This window comes from Haladaptatus sp. QDMS2 (assembly GCF_029338295.1).
Lineage (GTDB): Archaea > Halobacteriota > Halobacteria > Halobacteriales > Halococcaceae > QDMS2.
Genome location: NZ_CP119791.1, coordinates 770,221 through 783,467, shown reverse-complemented (window position 1 = coordinate 783,467; position 13,247 = coordinate 770,221). Strand labels below are relative to the sequence as shown.

Annotated in this window: 20 protein-coding genes; 9 read left to right on the top strand and 11 right to left on the bottom strand. The window is 62.9% G+C overall.

Going from position 1 to position 13,247, the window contains the following annotated elements; translation table 11 throughout:
* The first annotated feature begins 30 nt into the window (after positions 1-30).
* A complete protein-coding gene (asd, locus tag P1M51_RS04255) occupies positions 31-1,065 on the top strand; it encodes an aspartate-semialdehyde dehydrogenase (protein ID WP_276246949.1) in 1,035 nt (344 codons plus the stop codon).
* Positions 1,066-1,302: 237 nt separating this feature from the next.
* Here asd and P1M51_RS04250 read toward each other — a convergent pair whose 3' ends face one another.
* The 3 genes from P1M51_RS04250 to P1M51_RS04240 all read right to left on the bottom strand — a co-directional run bounded on the left by P1M51_RS04250 (position 1,303) and on the right by P1M51_RS04240 (position 3,297).
* The gene (locus tag P1M51_RS04250) at positions 1,303-2,214 is read right to left on the bottom strand and encodes a D-2-hydroxyacid dehydrogenase (protein WP_276248463.1); all 912 of its coding nucleotides are present in this window, start codon (positions 2,212-2,214) and stop codon (positions 1,303-1,305) included.
* A 103-nt stretch (positions 2,215-2,317) separates the two neighbouring features.
* A complete protein-coding gene (locus P1M51_RS04245; RefSeq protein WP_276246948.1) occupies positions 2,318-3,106 on the bottom strand; it encodes an enoyl-CoA hydratase/isomerase family protein in 789 nt (262 codons plus the stop codon).
* 41 nt (positions 3,107-3,147) lie between these two features.
* The gene (locus P1M51_RS04240) at positions 3,148-3,297 is read right to left on the bottom strand and encodes a hypothetical protein (RefSeq protein ID WP_276246947.1); all 150 of its coding nucleotides are present in this window, start codon (positions 3,295-3,297) and stop codon (positions 3,148-3,150) included.
* A gap of 184 nt (positions 3,298-3,481) precedes the next feature.
* Here P1M51_RS04240 and P1M51_RS04235 point away from each other — a divergent pair, with 184 nt between their 5' ends.
* Positions 3,482-4,849 (top strand): NAD(P)/FAD-dependent oxidoreductase, encoded by a 1,368-nt coding sequence (locus tag P1M51_RS04235; RefSeq protein WP_276274831.1) that lies wholly within the window; start codon positions 3,482-3,484, stop codon positions 4,847-4,849.
* 264 nt (positions 4,850-5,113) lie between these two features.
* Here P1M51_RS04235 and P1M51_RS04230 read toward each other — a convergent pair whose 3' ends face one another.
* The 4 genes from P1M51_RS04230 to P1M51_RS04215 form a co-directional block, all read right to left on the bottom strand.
* Positions 5,114-5,656 carry a hypothetical protein gene (locus P1M51_RS04230; protein WP_276246945.1) on the bottom strand — a complete coding sequence of 181 codons (543 nt, stop codon included), beginning with the start codon at positions 5,654-5,656 and terminating at the stop codon, positions 5,114-5,116.
* 18 nt (positions 5,657-5,674) lie between these two features.
* A complete protein-coding gene (locus P1M51_RS04225; RefSeq protein WP_276246944.1) occupies positions 5,675-5,959 on the bottom strand; it encodes a hypothetical protein in 285 nt (94 codons plus the stop codon).
* Between the two features lie 75 nt (positions 5,960-6,034).
* Positions 6,035-6,229, bottom strand: coding sequence for a hypothetical protein (locus P1M51_RS04220; protein WP_276246943.1), 195 nt, complete (start codon positions 6,227-6,229; stop codon positions 6,035-6,037).
* Complete coding sequence (locus P1M51_RS04215; protein ID WP_276246942.1) at positions 6,226-6,621, bottom strand: cupin domain-containing protein; 396 nt, start codon at positions 6,619-6,621, stop codon at positions 6,226-6,228. The genes P1M51_RS04220 and P1M51_RS04215 overlap by 4 nt, the downstream gene beginning before the upstream one ends.
* A gap of 602 nt (positions 6,622-7,223) precedes the next feature.
* On the opposite strand from P1M51_RS04215, the gene P1M51_RS04210 reads away from it, so the two are divergent.
* The 4 genes from P1M51_RS04210 to hisD all read left to right on the top strand — a co-directional run bounded on the left by P1M51_RS04210 (position 7,224) and on the right by hisD (position 10,132).
* Positions 7,224-7,820, top strand: a complete 597-nt coding sequence (locus P1M51_RS04210) for a ferredoxin--NADP reductase (protein WP_276274829.1) — start codon at positions 7,224-7,226, stop codon at positions 7,818-7,820.
* A gap of 59 nt (positions 7,821-7,879) precedes the next feature.
* Positions 7,880-8,095 carry a hypothetical protein gene (locus P1M51_RS04205; RefSeq protein ID WP_276246940.1) on the top strand — a complete coding sequence of 72 codons (216 nt, stop codon included), beginning with the start codon at positions 7,880-7,882 and terminating at the stop codon, positions 8,093-8,095.
* A gap of 84 nt (positions 8,096-8,179) precedes the next feature.
* The gene (locus P1M51_RS04200; RefSeq protein WP_276246939.1) at positions 8,180-8,821 is read left to right on the top strand and encodes a winged helix-turn-helix domain-containing protein; all 642 of its coding nucleotides are present in this window, start codon (positions 8,180-8,182) and stop codon (positions 8,819-8,821) included.
* A 39-nt stretch (positions 8,822-8,860) separates the two neighbouring features.
* Positions 8,861-10,132, top strand: coding sequence for a histidinol dehydrogenase (gene hisD, locus P1M51_RS04195; RefSeq protein ID WP_276274828.1), 1,272 nt, complete (start codon positions 8,861-8,863; stop codon positions 10,130-10,132).
* Here the strand turns inward: hisD and P1M51_RS04190 are convergent.
* Positions 10,123-10,701 (bottom strand): hypothetical protein, encoded by a 579-nt coding sequence (locus P1M51_RS04190; protein WP_276246937.1) that lies wholly within the window; start codon positions 10,699-10,701, stop codon positions 10,123-10,125. The genes hisD and P1M51_RS04190 overlap by 10 nt on opposite strands.
* Positions 10,702-10,816: 115 nt before the next feature.
* On the opposite strand from P1M51_RS04190, the gene P1M51_RS20100 reads away from it, so the two are divergent.
* The 3 genes from P1M51_RS20100 to P1M51_RS04175 are packed head-to-tail and all read left to right on the top strand — an operon-like array spanning position 10,817 to position 11,689.
* The gene (locus P1M51_RS20100; RefSeq protein WP_369685313.1) at positions 10,817-11,026 is read left to right on the top strand and encodes an SRPBCC family protein; all 210 of its coding nucleotides are present in this window, start codon (positions 10,817-10,819) and stop codon (positions 11,024-11,026) included.
* A complete protein-coding gene (locus tag P1M51_RS04180; protein WP_369685312.1) occupies positions 11,002-11,280 on the top strand; it encodes an SRPBCC family protein in 279 nt (92 codons plus the stop codon). Before P1M51_RS20100 ends, P1M51_RS04180 begins: the two co-directional genes overlap by 25 nt.
* A 43-nt stretch (positions 11,281-11,323) precedes the next feature.
* Positions 11,324-11,689, top strand: coding sequence for an iron-sulfur cluster assembly accessory protein (locus P1M51_RS04175; protein WP_276246935.1), 366 nt, complete (start codon positions 11,324-11,326; stop codon positions 11,687-11,689).
* Positions 11,690-11,692: 3 nt separating this feature from the next.
* On the opposite strand, the gene P1M51_RS04170 is transcribed toward P1M51_RS04175, so the two are convergent.
* The 3 genes from P1M51_RS04170 to P1M51_RS04160 are packed head-to-tail and all read right to left on the bottom strand — an operon-like array spanning position 11,693 to position 13,216.
* Positions 11,693-11,890, bottom strand: a complete 198-nt coding sequence (locus P1M51_RS04170) for a dodecin (RefSeq protein ID WP_276246934.1) — start codon at positions 11,888-11,890, stop codon at positions 11,693-11,695.
* A gap of 49 nt (positions 11,891-11,939) precedes the next feature.
* Complete coding sequence (locus P1M51_RS04165; protein WP_276246933.1) at positions 11,940-12,611, bottom strand: hypothetical protein; 672 nt, start codon at positions 12,609-12,611, stop codon at positions 11,940-11,942.
* The gene (locus tag P1M51_RS04160) at positions 12,608-13,216 is read right to left on the bottom strand and encodes a hypothetical protein (protein WP_276246932.1); all 609 of its coding nucleotides are present in this window, start codon (positions 13,214-13,216) and stop codon (positions 12,608-12,610) included. The genes P1M51_RS04165 and P1M51_RS04160 overlap by 4 nt, the downstream gene beginning before the upstream one ends.
* Between the last annotated feature and the right edge of the window lie 31 nt (positions 13,217-13,247).

Genomic DNA, 13,247 nt, shown 5'->3' with positions numbered 1-13,247 from the left:
TTTTGAACAGGCCTCTCTCTACGTCAGGTGATGACTGTCAAGGTAGGCATTCTTGGAGCCACCGGTGCCGTAGGGCAACGGCTCATTCAGCTTTTGGAACCGCACGACCAGTTCGAAATCGCCGCGCTCACCGCGAGCGCGGATAGCGCGGGCAAGTCGTACCGCGACGCCGCAAAGTGGCGGGTCAACACGCCCATCCCAGACTCCGTCGCGGACCTCACCGTCACCGACACCAATCCCGACGAGGTACCCAACGACGTGGACCTGCTGTTCTCCTCGCTGCCCTCGTCGGTCGGGGCCGCCGTCGAAGAAGGCTTCGCCGAAGCGGGCTACGTCGTCTCCTCTAACTCCTCGAACTGGCGGATGGCCGCGGACGTGCCGCTCATCATTCCCGAAGTGAACGCAGACCATCTTGGCCTGCTCGAAGTCCAGCAGGACGAACGCGGCTGGGACGGCGCCATCGTGAAGAACCCCAACTGTTCGACCATCACCTTCACGCCGACGCTCGCCGCGCTCACCGACTTCGGCTTAGAGCGCGTCCACGTCGCAACCCTGCAGGCGGTCTCTGGGGCGGGCTACGACGGCGTCACGTCGATGGAAATCATCGACAACGCCATCCCGCACATCGGCGGCGAAGAGGAGAAGTTAGAAACTGAATCGCGCCGACTTCTCGGCGAGTTCGACGGGGCCGAAGTGAACCTCCACGACGTGGAAGTCTCCGCCTCGTGTAACCGGATTCCGACGCTCGACGGCCACTTAGAGAACGTCTGGGTCGAAGCCAGCGAGGAACTCACGCCCGAGGCCGCCGCCGAAGCCATGCGCGACTATCCGGGCCTCGACCTCCCGCTGTCCCCGGACCCGTTCATCCAGGTGTTCGAGGAGTTCGACCGCCCACAGCCACGCCTCGACCGCGACCTCGGCGACGGCATGAGCATCTCTGTCGGTGGCCTCTCCGCGTCAACGTTCGGGCTGCAATACAACTGTCTCGCGCACAACACGATTCGCGGCGCGGCGGGCGCGAGCGTGCTGAACGGCGAACTTCTTCTCGACAGAGACTATCTCTGAAACAAAGAAGTGGCTCCCGTGTTCAGGTATTGTGTCGTGTTCACGGCGTGAACAGTGAACAGTAAATGAGTATATCATCTACTCGGTGTTAGTACAACTTGCATCCGTTTGCAATGGGGGTTGCTCCGGATTGCGCACACGTGTGCTGTGGTTTCCGCGCCGAATGGAAACGAGTACGGTCTGGCGGTTCCGTCACGGGGTGGGTAGGGAAACGGCCTGAGGGGCGGTCGTTTTGCGTTAGCGAACCTGATTTTCGAGTGTTTCGTACCGACCAGTTTCTGCGACCGTCTGGAGATTCCGCGCCACGATGTCTCCAAGCCGTTCGTAGTACGCTGGCGTGTGGCCCGCGTTGTGCGGCGAGATGATGACGTTCGAGAACCCCCAGAGCGGGTGGTCTGCCGGGAGCGGTTCGGGGTCGGTCACGTCGAGGGCCGCCCCGCGGAGTTTTCCGAGGCGAATCGCCCGGACCATCGCGTCCGTGTCCACGACGGGGCCACGGGCGACGTTCACGAGAACGGCTTCCGGGGGGAGCGTGGCGAACGCCTCGCGGCCGATTAGTCCCCGCGTCTCCTCCGTGAGTGGGCAGGCGAGCACGAGGTAGTCGGTCCGGGCGAGTGCCTCGTGGAGGTCGTCGAATCCGACCACCTCGTCGGTTGGGCCACCCTTCTCGGGCGAGTAGCGCACGCCGAGCGTCGTGACGTCGAAACCCTGCAACCGCTCCGTGACGGCCGTGCCAATCGCTCCGAGGCCGACGATGGTCACCGTCGAACCCTTCAGTTCACGGGTCTCGTAGTGGCGCCACTCGCGCGTCTGCTGGCGTCGCCAGCCTTCGGGGAACGATCGGGCGAGCGCGAGCATCGACCCGACGACGTGCTCGCCGATGTTCGGGCCGTGGACGCCGGAGGCGGTGGTGACGGCGATGTCGCGGGCAGCGAGTTTTTCGAGTGGCAGGTGGTTGTACCCGGCGTAGACGCAGGCGAACAGTTCGAGGTTCTCCGCGGCGTCGAGCAACTCCTCGTCGATGACGCCGCCCGTGACGACCGGCGCGTGTTCGATGAGCTCGCGTTCTTCCGATGGAGTTCTCGCAACCGCGATATCGTGGTCGGGGAGTCGCGCCCGGAGAGCCGCGGCGTACTCCTCGACGGGCATGCCGTGGACGCACCGGCGCAGTATCAGCACGTCCGGGTCGTTGGTCAGTGTGACCACCTCACTTGCATACGACGAGGTTTTCGCCGACGCCTATATATCCCGCCTATCGACCCTCGAACTCTGCGGGGGATTTCTCGAAGAAGGCGTCGTGTCCGCGGGTGAAATCGTCGGTGTTCGCCAGTCCCGCGATGCGGTCGAGTTCCGACGTGAGTTGCTCCGAGAGGGTGTTGTCGAAGCTCTCGTGGAGCAATCGCCGTGTCTCAGCGTAGGCGGCCGTCGGCCCGCTCGCTACGCTCGCGGCGAGGTCCGCGAGGTGCGCGTCGAACGCCTCGTCTGCGACCCGTTCGGTGACGAGTCCGAGGTCTACGGCTTCCTCGCTGCCGACCGGTTCGTCACGGAGGGTGAGTCGCTGGGCCTGCCGAAGGCCGACGAGGCGCGGCAGGAAGTAGGTCGAACCCCCGTCCCCGGAGAGGCCAATGCGCGGGTAGGCGAACTCGAACCGAGCAGACTCGGCAGCGAGGACGATGTCGCCGCACAGCGCGAGGCCGAGGCCCCCACCGGCGGCCACGCCGTTTACGCCCGTCACGACGGGCATCGGTGCGTGGACGAGGGCGCTCACGATGGCGTGTAGGTCGGTGGCGAGGTGGCGAAGACGAGACTCATCGGTTTCATCGCCGTCAAGCGTGCCCAGGTCCGCGCCAGTACAGAACGTCGCTCCCGTGCCGCGGAGGACGAGACAGCGAACGTCGTCGCGGGAGACGGCGTCGTAGGTGGCTTCGCGCAGTTCTGCGGCGAGTTGGCGGTCGAAGGAGTTGTGCGCCGCTGGGCGGTCGATGCGGATGGTGTGGACGGCGTCCGTCTGGTCGGTCGAGACGTACTCGTATTCGGACATGGCACACAGAGTGTTTGGCACCGGGAAAACTGTAGCGTCGTTCAGTTCGCTCGACGGGCGTTCGCGCCGCCTGCCTGAAGCACGTTACGCGTCTCACAGTCGAGGCACGCACTGACTTGGTTGTGGTTGTCCCCGAACACGCGGGCGAAGTCGGGCGTCACGAACGCACCGCAGTTGTTGCATGCTGGCATTGTCTGACTCCGATGCTAGCAAGCACCATGTGATACATTGTTATCCGGGCGGTAATCGCTGAAAGGATTGGAACGGCTAGAGATTAGGCCGACCATTACCGGATGCCATACTGCGACGGCAGATTCGTATCAGGGGATGGCCCAAAGGGTCAGGAATTTAACCCCGCCACGCACGGGTAGTGGTATGGAGCGCGTTGACGTTGCGATAGTCGGCGGGGGGCCTGCTGGCTCCTCGGCGGCGAAGGCGGCGGCCCAACGGGGTGCCGATGCCGTCGTTCTCGAAAAGGGGGTGCCGCGAGCAGACCGCGAGCGACTCGGTCCCGACTCGACCGACGCCGCCGGGATGCTAGACTACTGGATCGACTTGATGGACATGGAGCCACACGAGTTCCCCGAGGAGGCCATCCTCTCGGAACTCGACGGCGCGCAGTTCATCGGTCCCACGGAGCAGTTTACGCTCCAGGAGACCGGGATTCCGGCGAAGTACGACGGCTTTGGCTTCTGTTTCCACCGGGCCCGGTTCGACGACTGGCTTCGCGACGAAGCGGAGGCAGCCGGGGCCGAGTACCGCGTGAAAGCGGCGGTCAAGGACGTGACGACCACGCTCGCGAGCGGCCCGAAACACACGCTGACGCTGCGCGACGGGGCTGAAATCGAAGCGGAATACCTCATTCTCGCAGACGGCCCCCAGCGACAGGTCACCCTCGAAACAGTCGACCAGTTCATGCCCGCGGGACGGTCGGTGGCCGACTACCTCGGCCCGAAGAAGGCGAATCACATCGCGTATCAGGAACACCGCGAGTTCCCCACAGAACTGGTCGAGGACAACCTCATCAAGTTCTGGTGGGGCGTCATCCCCGGCCACACCGCCTACCCGTGGGTCTTCCCCAACGACGGGAACGTCCAGCGCGTCGGCCTCACGATGCCCATCGGGATGGAAATGGGGAACATCGAATACCCACACGAATACAAACTGCTGCGCCACGACGACCGGCAGCTTCCGCCGGGCCGGGTGTACCTCCGACGCCTGCTCGAAATGCTCTACGGCGACGAGTACGACATCGAGGACGACTTCCCGCTCGTGGAGGACCGCGGCAAGAGCGGCGGAACCGAAGCCTATCCGATTTCCTCGACGCGACCAATCGACTCGCCCGTGGCCGCGAACATCGCCGTGACCGGCGGTGCGATGGGCGGCACCTCCCACTTCCACGAGGGCGGCGACCACGTCGCGGTTCGAACCGGGAAACTCGCCGGCGCGATGGCCGCGAGCGGAACGCTGCGGTCGTACAACACCGCCTGGAAACGCGCCCTCGGCGACGAGGTTCTGCGGAGCATTGCGATGGCAGACTACGTCACGAACTTTACGCCCCGCGACTGGGACCACACGTTCCGGACCGTGGACCGCCTGCTCGACCGCGGCGGCTACAGCACCACACAGGCCATCTCCTCGGGTATCTCCGGGGCGAAGCTCCTCGCGAAGTATCGCAAAATAAAACTCGGCTACCGGAACCACTCGTACGTCCAGATTCGCGAAGACGAGTACACCGCCTGAGAAGGCTTAAACGGCCGGGCCGCCTACGGATTTCTGCGTGCCATTAGTCCCCGCCCGAGCGTACCTGTTCAGGGTGCAATGACTGCGCGGCGAACCCAGGCACGCGACATTCGGAGACTCCGTCAATCGACGGCGCCTGGCACGAGGGTTTCCCGGCTGACGCGGCACGCCGCCTCGGGATGACGCCGGCCGTTAGTGTCCTGGGCGACACACTCCACTTAGGTGAGAACTGCTTGTTGAGCGAAGGCTAATTTCGACCGGTTGCTAGTCCGGTTCGACCTGATACGTTTCGTCCCGTGAACCGTCCCCAGAAGTGTCCAGTTCCTGTACATCGAACGGTCGCGCCTCAGCCAGACATCGCTCGTAGACGGCGGTCGCCCACTCGCGGGCCTCAGGAGAGGTCGTGTCGATTACGGCTTCGAGTTGGGCCGTCTCTGGGTCGTGGCCGCAATTTCCGATACAGTCGTCCATGATGTTGAGGCCGCATCGCGAGTCGTCGGGAAGGCCGTCGTGGAGGTAGACCGTGCAGTTATCACGCTCGAAGGCGCGCGCAACCAACTCGGGATTCCAGTCGATGATAGCTTTGAGGACCGGGAGCGAATAGATGTACTCCATCTCCATCCCCTCGATGACCCGCCGACAAAACACGTCGAGGTTGCCCGACTTGTAGATGGTCGTTCCGAGCCCTCGGATGGAGTCGGTCGATTCGAGAAGGTGCGTGACTCGTTCGACGGGTGTGTACGGATAGTTTGGCCCGGGGTACGCGACGACCGTATCTTCGAAGTGTTCGACGGCGAATCCCTCCATCTCGCGCGGAAGCCACCGTCAGACCTCGCTAAGCGTCTCGCTGGTTCGCATTCCCTCGTGTAATTCGAAGAATCGCTCGCTCACGAACGTACCCAGTGGTGTGAGTTCGTAGGATGGTCCCACGCGGGTTACCCACGAGCGGTCCTCGAAGTCTCGAACGATGCGACCGATAGTGGGGTCTGACGCACCAGTCGCTTCGCGCAAGTCCCGTCGGTCGTATCGGTCCTCAGAAAGCGCCTCCAGTACCGCGAGACGGTGTTCTGACCGCGCCAAAAACTCGATGGCCCGAATCGCGGAATCCATGCTAAAGAATAGCATAGCAGCTATAAAATCCTTGGTTCCAGACAAAAATCTGGACTGGGAGAGGGCAGACGACGTTCAACAAAAGTAGACCCAGAACCGGTGGTCTGCGGGACAGTTGACGACGCGGTGGTCCCCAAACGCGGCGACGTACGGTCGCACGTTCAGTTCGACGTCCCGATTCGGCACGGGAACGTCTACCGGTTGTTCGCAGTGGGGACAGGAGACTTCTGCGACCAGTTCCAGCGTCTGGGAAAGCGTGCGTTCGCTCATGGCTCCTGCCCACCCATTTTCTTCAAGATATGGTCGATGACTGCGGCGTGTTCCTCCTGTGGACTGAACATGACGAATGCGGAATCGTCGTTCGCGCTGACCGTGTGGCCGGGCGGCCAGTGGAAGAGGTCGCCGGTTTGCGTTACCTCTTCGCGCCCGTCAGAATACCTCGTCGTGAGTCTGCCTTCGATGACGTAGCCCCAGTGTGGGCACTGGCAGTGGTCGTCTTCGAGTCCCTCAAGGAGTGGTGTGATATCTGTCCCGGCAGCGAGCGTGAAGTATTCGCCACTGAAATCCCCGTAGCCGCTCGTGTCGCCGAAGTTCATCTGCTGTCGCGCGACGGCGTCCGGCGAATCGATGCTCACCGGTACCGCCTGTTTGTTTTGAATCATTTCGATCACGTGCCACCAAGCGACGAACTCGCCGACGGGTGCGAACACGATTCCCGGCAGGCAACAGCGGGCGCCACCGTCGAATCACTGGTTCGCCGACCGGTTTGCAAGGTTCGCCTCTTAGCACATTGACAGTCAGCAGTCGGAAAGGTGTACTTATCTAGTGAATATTTTCACGCGGTGAATATCGTTCTTCTCCACGAGACTAATCGCCGAAACGCGCCAAAATGCGCGAACCCACGCGGCGACAACCGGAGTGGTTAGGGTGCACGCTTAACGCCGAAAACCCCTACATCCACGTCTATGTTGTCAGAGATACGGCGTGCGAACCGAGAGACACGTGTCCAGTATATCCTCATGGTCATCTTCGGGACGCTGTGTATTGTCGCGGCGGTCGCTCCACTCGAAGAAATTATCAGAGTGACGACCGATTTCTCCAGCAGACTCCTGCCACCACGCCTTTACTTCCGTCAACCTAATCTGCGACTACAATGACGCTCACTGTCACGGTCGCCGACGTCCACCAGTTGACGCCTGACGTGAAGCAATTCCGCCTCGTCGCCAAGGACCACACCTTCGAGTAAAAACCCGGCCAGCACACGATGGTTCACTTCGAGAACGACGGCGAGGAGGAAGCCCGCCCCTACACGGCGGCGACCCTCCCGGGGACGAACGAACTCGTCCTCGTCATCAAGCGGTACGACGACGGAAACGGCTCCGTCTTCATGCACGAGCGCGAGCGCGGGGACGAGATAGAAATCGAGGAGATAGACGGCAACCTCCACCTTCGGAACCCCGACCGAGACGCCGTGTTCATCGCCACCGGAACCGGCATTACGCCACTCTACCCGATGGTGAGACAGTACGCCGCAGACGGTGAGGGTCACGCCCACCTCGTCTTCGGAGAGCGTGACCGCGAACACATCATCTTTCGCGAGAGTGTAGACCAGTTGCAGGCTGAAAACGAGACGCTGACCGTCGATTACGTCCTCTCCGACGCCGACGAAGCGTGGGACGGTCCCACCGGACACGTCCAGGACCACCTCCCGGACCTGCTCGATAACCTCGAAAAGACCGACTTCTACATCTGTGGCGTCCCCGAGATGGTCGTCGAGACGGAGGACCTCCTCGTCGATGCGGGCGTAGACGAGGCAAATATCTACACAGAAGGGTGGGAGTCGGACGCCGCAGACGAGTGACCTACTGGAGTAGAAACGGTTTTGTTGGGGCGCGTTGCCGAGACGACACAGACGACGCCATGAACCAAAACCAGTTCGTCAAGCTCGCGGCGCTCGCCTTCGGTCTCATCCTCGTGAGCTTCGTGATTCTCGGCTTCTCACGGCTCGTCCTCCCCTACGAGACCGCGCGGATACTCGCCGCGCCGACGACGTTCGCTGCCTTCGTACTCGTCGTCTATCTGCTCGCACGGGGGACCCTCTCTGCGCTCGGCGTCGTCAAAATTCGAGAGGAGTGAAAGCCTCAAATCGGGATTTGAAGAGTCAAATGGCCATTTGAATTATGCGAAGGGCCTTTTTCTACGGTATCGTAGTCAGCCACAATGGCCCGTTTGCTTCCGCTCCGGGCGGACCCGGAAGTCGCGCCGGGGGACCCCCGGCTGGTGGACGTAGACAGCGAGGCCGCAGACGAGGTGTTCGAGGCGCTCTCCTCGCGCACCGCACGTCGCATCCTCGCTGTCCTCTATGAAAGCCCACGCACCCCGACAGAGATTCGAGAGGAAGTCGGAACGTCACTCCAGAACGTCCACTACCACCTCGACAAACTCCAGAGCGCCGGGCTCATCACCGCGGCGGGGACGGGCTACTCGGAGAAGGGAAAGGAGATGACCGTCTTCGCACCGACGAGCGAGTCTGTCGTACTGTTCGCGGGCGACGAGCGCCAGCAGTCGCTGCTTCGCGGCGTCCTCACTCGACTGGTCGGTGCAATCGTTCTGCTCGCAGGAGCGACCCTCGGCTTGCAGTACGCACTCGCGAACTTCTTCGCACAGTCGGCCGGCGGGCCGTCGGCAGACGCAAGCAGCGGGGGTGCAGACGGCGCGATGGCCGCCCAGGAGACCACGCAAGTCGCCGCCGAATCCGCAGCACAGTCGGCTCCCTTCCTCGACCCGGCGCTCGCGTTCTTCCTCGGCGGGTCGTTTATCATTCTGCTCGCCATCTCGTGGTGGGCCTACCAGCAAGCCTGAGTGGAAACCGTTTTTCCCGTCTCGCCCGAAGGCCCGGGCATGGAACCTACACCCGTCGCAGACCTCGGCCCCGGGGAGCGACGCGCGCTTTTCTCCCGCGATGCGGGAATCGACGAGATTCGCAGTGACGTCGCGAACATCGTCTCTCGGGTCCGAGACGAGGGCGACGTAGCCCTGCGCCAGTTCTCGAAGGAGTTCGACGGCGTGGACGTCGGCAACCTCGACATGACGGACCAGGCAGAACGCGCCGCCGATGCGATAGACGACGACATCCGCTCGGCCATCGAAACGGCCGCCGCAAACATTCGCGCCTTCCACGAGCGCCAGGTCCCCGACGACTGGCGCGTCGCGGACGACGGCCGCGAACTCGGCCGACGGTTTCGACCCATCGAGCGCGTCGGCGTCTACGTCCCCGGCGGCGCGGCGGCGTACCCGTCGAGCGCCCTCATGGGGGTTATCCCCGCGAACGTCGCCGGCGTGGACCAAATTGCCGTCGCCACCCCACCGGCGAAGAAGGTGAACCCGGTCACGCTCGCGGCCATCCACATCGCCGGCGCAGACGCCGTCTATCAGGTCGGCGGGGCGCAGGCCATCGCCGCGTTCGCCTACGGGACCGAAACCCTCCCCCGCGTCGAGAAAATCGTCGGGCCGGGCAACAAGTGGGTCACCGCCGCGAAGGCTGAAGTCCGCGGCGACGTGGAAATCGACATGCTCGCCGGGCCGAGCGAGATTCTCGTCGTCGCAGACGAGACGGCGAACCCCAAGTTCGTAGCCGCCGACTTGGTCGCGCAGGCCGAACACGACCCGAACGCGGCCGTCGCGGCAGTCACCGACAGCGAGGACCTCGCCGACGCCGTCGCCGAGGAAGTCGAGAAACAGACAGGGGAGCGCGAACGCGAGGACATCATCCGCGAGGCACTCGACAACGACGCGAGCGGCCTGTTCGTCGCCCGCTCGATGTCCGAGGCGATTCTGTTCGCAGAGGAGTACGCCCCAGAGCACCTCTCGATTCAGGCCGACGACGACGAGTCCATCTTAGCGCGCATCGCCAGTGCTGGAAGCGTCTTCCTTGGCCCGTACACGCCCGTGGCGGCCGGCGACTACGCTTCCGGGACGAACCACGTCCTGCCGACGAACGGGCAGGCGAAGGTCACCGGCGGCCTCTCCGTGGACACGTTCATGCGCTCGACGACGGTGCAGCGACTGAACGAGGATGCACTCGCAGACCTCTCTGAGACGATTACGACGCTCGCCGAGGCAGAAGGGTTGGAGGCGCACGCAGAAAGCGTCCGGACGCGACTTCAGGACTGAGCGTTCGGGTTTCGGTGGAGGTCGAATTCGAGGGACGATTCTGCGGTATACGTTTCGAACAGGCGGTCTTCGTGGGAGAGGTCGAACGAGAGGTCGAGGCGGGCCGGGAGCGTATCCGGCATCTCAGTGGCTTCGAGGCGGAGTTCTATGCCAAGCGAGCCGACGCCGACCGACCCGACTTCCGGAACGTCGATTATAGTGGTGTGTAGGTCCCGACCCTTGCCGAACGTCATCTCCGGCCAGGGACTCGCACCAGGTCGTTCGAGCCACACGGCGACCTGCGGCCCGTTCGGATTCGAGGGGGCGCGTAATTCGTAGCGAAGCGAGTCGAGGTGCGTGTCTTCACGGTGCCAAAGGTTGAGCGCGAGCCCGAAGCGTCCGTTTTCAGGTTCGATTCGGCGTTCGGTCACGGAGAACGCTGCGGTTCGCGTCCCGCTCTCGTAGAACACGAGACCACCCAGGTCTTCGTCGGGTAGCCGTTTCCAATCCAGTTCGGACGACCCGAGACAGCCAGCGAGGGGGAGGGTGCTCGCGCCAGCAGCGGCGGCGAGAAAGTGGCGGCGGTCCATGATGTCGTTGATTCGACATCAAATGATAAGTTTTCTGGAACGAACATCGACCACTTTCACCCCAGGCACAACCGAATTACCCTCACAACGCGTCTTTCCTGCCGGAGAACGACCAATGCAATCTTCTGCATCCATCACCGTAGACCGCCCGATAGAAGACGTGTACGCCTACATCTCGAACGTCGAGAACATGGCGAACTGGGCGGATGGCGTGCGCAACGTTCGGTACGTCTCGGGCGCGGAAAACGAGGTGGGCGCGACGTACACGAGCGAGTACACTACAGCGGGCGGACGACGGAGATGTCCTACGAAATCACCGCCGTAGAGCCACCGAACCGCTTTGCGATGGTCGGGACGGGACCGTTCCCGTTCGAAGGCGAGTTGCTGCTCACCGCGACGCCCACCGGGACGCGCGTCACGAACAGCATCGATGCCGGTGCCGACGGCCGGTTCACGAAGGTCATGTTCACCGTCCTCGGGCCGTTGATGCGCCGGCTGATGGCCGGGCAACTCGGGAAGGAATTAGAAATTCTCAAGGGCGAACTCGAATCGACGCCATCGACCGAGGCGACGGCGTGAAATCGGCGTCAGGGTTAACACCGTGGACCAAGAATAGGTAGCTATGAGCACAGGTACGGCCGAAAGCGGCTCTGAGACCTTCATCGAGGTGACCGAGCCTGCGGCGGCGAAAGCCCTCTCACTCATCGAGAACGAGGGACTCCCGACCGACGAGGCGGGCCTCCGTCTGTACGTCCAGCAAGGCGGCTGTGCCGGCCTCTCCTACGGGATGCGATTCGACACCGAACCGGAAGAAGACGACCGGGTGTTCACCCACCACGGCCTGCGAATCTTCGTGGACCCGGCGAGTATGAACTACATCCAGGGGAGCGTCCTCGACTTCGAGGACGGCCTCCAGGGTGCCGGGTTCCACGTCGAAAATCCGAACGTCGTGAGTGAGTGCGGCTGCGGCGAAAGCTTCCGCACCTGAAGCCTATTCGAGTCTGAACGCGACTTCTACTTCTGCCTGGTACTGGTGCCCCTCGACAGAGGCAACTTCGACGCTGAGTTCTTTTACTTCCACCCACTGGACGTTGTTGAGCGTCTCCTTTGCGCGCTCTACGGCGTCGTCTACGGCTTCGTCGAAACTCTCCTCGCTGCTCCCGATGAGCGTTATCTTCTTGAAGACCATCGAGTGATGGTTCGTGATACTATTTTAAAAAGGTAGTCGCCAATCGCAATTAATCGGCGGTCCGCGAATCCAGTCTGACCCGCACCGCGTCGACGACACCCGTGAGGTGGGCGGTGCCCCAGATGGCCACGACGACCGCACCGATGGTGTCGAAGATGAGGTCGAGCATGGTGTCTTCGAGGCCGTATTGGGTGAGGACGCCCCCGACGCCGAGCATGCGTGCGGTCTGGTCGAGCGTGAACTCGATGACCTCCCAGAACACGCCGAAGGCGAGGACGAACAGCAGGATATAGACGAACATGAACTTCGGCGGCAGGGTGATGTTGTCCGAGTGCTCGTCGATGGCCCGCGCGGTGGCGTAGCCGACGGCGGCGACGATGGACGACGAGAGGGCGTGGGTGAGGTGGTCCCACCACCAGGTGCCGGTGTATCGGTAGAAACTCTCGATTCCGGTGCCGGGGATGCCGACTGTGCCGAGTGCGTGGAGGAACACCGCGGAAGTGATCCAGAGCGTCAGACCGGCATCCATCGGGATGTTGTAGTCGCGTTCGAGCAGCGGCGGCAGCTGGACGACGAGGAGCGCGACGGCCGTGTTGACCATGATACCACCGTTACGACGTTCGAGACCGATGAAGAACATCCCGACGAGCAGAATCTCCATCAGGCGGGTGAGCTGGCGCTGGCGATGCTTCGAGATGCCGAGTCGGTGGCGCAGTTTCATCGACCCATCCCTCCGAGGCCGTCCGGAAGGCGAACCTCGATGGGTGCCCGACGCCGGAAGTAGAGGTCGAAGATGATGCCTGCGAGCACGCCTGCCGCCGTCGACCAGACGAACTCCCACATCAGCGCCTCCTCGTTCAGGATGAAGCCCGTTCCGAGGTAGAGGTCTGCGACCCATCGGGTCACAGCCCAGACGCCCGCGGCGGCCATCGTCGCGATGACGACGAACAGGACGGCGAACCCGTGGGTCATCTGGACGGGCGTGAACACGTGGAGTTCCACCGCGACGATGAGCGCGAGCGCGGCCACAGAGAGGTAGGTGGCGAGTTCGCCCGTGACCGGGATGGTCGAAAACGCCCTCCCAAGCATCGGGAGGACGGCGAGGACGAGCACTTCCCACGGAAGCATCGCTCGCGGGTTTCGGTACGAAATGGCGGGAATGAGTGCGAGCACGGCCACGCCCAGCGCGAACACTGCCCAGAGGAGGTCGCCACCGAGCAAACTTTCGCCGATTACGACCAGGACGAATCCAACTAGAAACCACGAGAGAACGGCGTTGAGACTCGCATCTTCGACGACGCTCCCGAGTTTTCCCGTCCGTGCCATACATTCACTATAGGGCGGAGGGGTTAGTAAC